General features: G+C 39.6%; 2 protein-coding genes and 1 pseudogene. 2 read left to right on the top strand and 1 reads right to left on the bottom strand.

The features are described 5' to 3' along the window. Positions 1–312 (bottom strand): Gfo/Idh/MocA family oxidoreductase (locus B5D52_RS15785; RefSeq protein WP_159446510.1); only part of this gene is annotated, 312 nt, incomplete at its 3' end. Between the two features lie 2,349 nt (positions 313–2,661). Here B5D52_RS15785 and B5D52_RS16645 point away from each other — a divergent pair. Beyond that, positions 2,662–2,859, top strand: a pseudogene (locus B5D52_RS16645) (CAT RNA binding domain-containing protein); the annotation flags it as partial. Positions 2,860–2,934: 75 nt separating this feature from the next. Next, positions 2,935–3,570 (top strand): PRD domain-containing protein, encoded by a 636-nt coding sequence (locus B5D52_RS15780; RefSeq protein ID WP_242951108.1) that lies wholly within the window; start codon positions 2,935–2,937, stop codon positions 3,568–3,570. Positions 3,571–3,621: the final 51 nt, after the last annotated feature.

Here is a 3,621-nt window from a genome sequence, read left to right as displayed (position 1 = left end):
CACCTTCGTGAGATCATAATCGATCGGCTTCTCGCAGAAAATGTGCTTGCCTGCGTGCGCAGCCTCAATGATGTACTTGGAATGGGTGTCGGTCGAAGAGCAAATCAGAACTGCTTCGATTTCCGGATCGTTCAGGATATCGTTTGCATCCTTGGTGCAATTCTGGATGCCATATCGCTTGGCAAACGCCTCGGTCTGCTCATTCATGAACGGGTCTGCGATGGTCTTGATTTCCATCTCCGGTACAAACATGGAGATATTCTTTGCATGAACCTTGCCGATACGGCCTGCTCCGATAATACCAACCTTCATTTTTATCTTCCTTTCTGAGTGATGTCACTCGTCCGAATTTGATTTCCGTTTATGTGCTTTTACACATGTGTGTTTTTTGTTGTCTCAATTGTATTATGGAAGACAATAAATGTCAAATAAAAAATTGCGTATAAATGATTCCATTTTCCCGTTCTCTTTCAGCACCGACCAGATTTCAGATGGAAAAATTCAGTTTTTCGTTTCATTTGACATAGAATCCTGTGAAATCGTGCATTTCACGATTTTATGCGGTTTTTATTGTAGCCTCTGCACAAACCCTAAAAACAAAAAGCACACAATATGTAATCTTTCAAGCAATATATTCGCTAATAATTCAAAATACCGCAAGAAAAAGTTTGATTTAATCCAGAGAGTGCAAAAGCACATATATTGTGCATGAAGTGTATGCATAGGATGCGATAGCATATTGGAAAAGCGGCGCAGCTCATCTGGGAAAGCGTCCAACCGTTTAAGAAGTACTTATATATGTAGGAGCAACTCGTGGAACCACAGACCAGGTGTCAAATCAGCAGTTATATGAAAGCTTATATTAGGTATTATTTAAGTGCTGAGATTATCGCATCGGCTATGGTTAATCGCTGTGTAACAAGTTGGCCTGACACGATTGAGGATAAAGGCCATGTAGATACCATTTATCTAGTTGTGCATGACATGTCAGAGAATATAAAATATAGATGGAGTATAATCAGGGAAATAAATGGTAAACTTGGAGTTAGGCGGAATATACGGTAAGTGTAATAGTTAGCAGTCATTATTGGATGGATATCCCTTAGGTGATGGAACAGAAAGCAGAGGAGCTGGAAATTTACCTGGGATTATTCTATCCAAGAGGTAAACTAAAAAATGAAGCGTACCGGGTGCTGACTGAAGATTGTTATTTAGTGGGGAGGACTATGAAATTGGGCATGAGGCTGTTTGTGTAGCTGTGCAAACTTTGCGTACCGAAGAGAATATTTATTTTATCAGTAAACTGTTTAAAAGTTATAAAAAAGAGAAGATCATGATATATCGTATCCTGTTGGCAGGAGGCATTGCGTTCACTTGTTGGCTGTGACACAGAGGAATATTGATGAATGGTGGTAATTTAGGTTCGTTGCTTTGACGAGGAGATTGAGTAGCATGATATGTTGTTTTCCTTGTGCAAACAGTGAATGCAGTTTGAGGAAGTTGTGTATATCATATTTTTCAATAATTTTGGATGTGATTGGGGTTATTGCTGCGCAAGAAATTAACAATTTATACCTGTGGATACAAATGTCGTAGAGTTCAGTGCTAAACAAAATTTTAATATTTATTTCTAAAGATCAGGGGATTTATGTCCTTAGAGATGCAAAGTATTATCGCTTACGTGATTTTAAGCTTTAGGGTATCATGCACTATGGATATTGATAAGGAGTTCATCAACAAAAATGAGAGAGAACGGAAACTGGTTTTGGTCGGAAGGAATATGAATATTGCGTTTGCTGTCTCTTTGGTCTGGTGTGTTAGATGTGATGGTAGTTTTTGTACTGGTTGCACTGTTCTAATTCTTGTTAGTCGGCGATGAAATTTATTGTTTCTATGAGTTTTTTGTTCTGTGGTCGTTTGAACCGCTGCTTATATTCTTCGCGAACTGTCTGCAATGAAGACAAGAAGGGAATGTAGACATGGGAGCAACAAAATTTATTTGTCGGCAAACTATTCTAAAACGATAGAACAGAATGCCGTGAGAGATTACGTCTTAACTATGATGACACAGGATGCAATGGTTTTTATGATTGGGATGAATTGTCCTTTACGTTATGATATAGTAAATTAGTTGCAGCAAGGCATGACTTAGCAGAGAATGTAGGATTTTGCGCTGCAGGCGCAGAGTAAGTATATCTGTATTGAAGTAGGTGAAAATGATGGATAATTTATTTGAGAGCCTATTTTATTATAGATACGGTCAAAGTAATGTGGTGAGCTTGTGAAGAAGCCTTAACGAATAAATCAAGATGGCCGTATATGGTGGGAAGTGTTTCTGGAGTTTTATGATCTGATGGATCTTGTCCAGAACCACTTGACAGAGTGAACTGTAGTATCAATTATTTTGGATATTGTTATGGTATAATTGCTCAGGCAAGGTGGCATTGGTCGGATCGTTTATAATATGTTGGATTTTACAATCATCTGTGAAGGTATGTTTGGCGGCATTATAACCGGAGGAGAAAGGAGAATCCGCAGATACTTATGAGAGTTTTGCCTAAAAATTGCTCTTAAAGCTTGTGCAAAAAATAAATAGATTTCGTGTTCGGATTTTACTATACTAACATTGTGATTAGGTTGTAACTCTTTGAGGCATTACTAATGACACCGTTTAACAGGTGTAACTATGTCTTGAAGGGTTTTTTCTTTTGGAGTGATTCGGCAGTGCGTGTGATTAAAAAATTGAACAACAATTTTGCGATCTGCGTAGACAACGAGGGGGAGACCTGTATTGCATACGGAAAAGGGATCGGATTTCCCAAAACACCGTATGATATTACTGACCCGACCGTGATTGATCGACGGTTTTACGATGTGGATCAGAGATATCTGGCTCTTTTTAATGAATTGCCGGAAAAAGTGCTGCATTTCACAGTGAAACTGGTAGATATTGCGCGCAATGAACTGGATTATGAACTCAATCCCAATGTTGTGCTGACGCTTGCTGATCATATCAATTTTTGCATCCAGCGTGCAAAACAGCACATTTACGTACAGATGCCGCTCATTTACGAGGTAGAGCAGCAATATCCGCAGGAAGGCAAGCTCGGACGGTATGCGCTTAAGCAGATCGAACGGCGCTTTACTATTCAGCTCAATCAGAATGAGGCATCTGGAATTGCATTGCATTTTGTCAATGCGCGCTACAATGCCAAGACCAAGTGCGATGTTGTCACCCAGTGGCAGCAGCGGTATGACGATATCCTGGAGGATACGGTCAGCATTGTAGAGGACGAAATCGGTATCGTGATTAACCGATCCTCGTTCAATTTTGCCCGGTATTCCTCGCATTTGATGTATTTATTGCAGCGATTGGGAACCGGTAATCTGCTGGATTCTAATATCAGCGAAATGTATCGCTCTTTGGGGACTGAATATCCCAAAATCACTCGATGCGTCGAGCTCATCAGCGAATATTTCCATACCAAATGGAATCTTACGCTCAGTGAGGAAGAAAAATTATATTTGTTGTTACATATTAACCGAATTTGTACGCGAGAAGGACTGTAATCATATTTTGAGCATTACCTTCCACAAAGACATGGTGTATTTTGCCATGTG

The organism is Butyricicoccus pullicaecorum DSM 23266, from assembly GCF_900167005.1.
Classification (GTDB): domain Bacteria; phylum Bacillota; class Clostridia; order Oscillospirales; family Butyricicoccaceae; genus Butyricicoccus; species Butyricicoccus pullicaecorum.
This window is presented reverse-complemented; position numbering and strand designations above follow the sequence as displayed.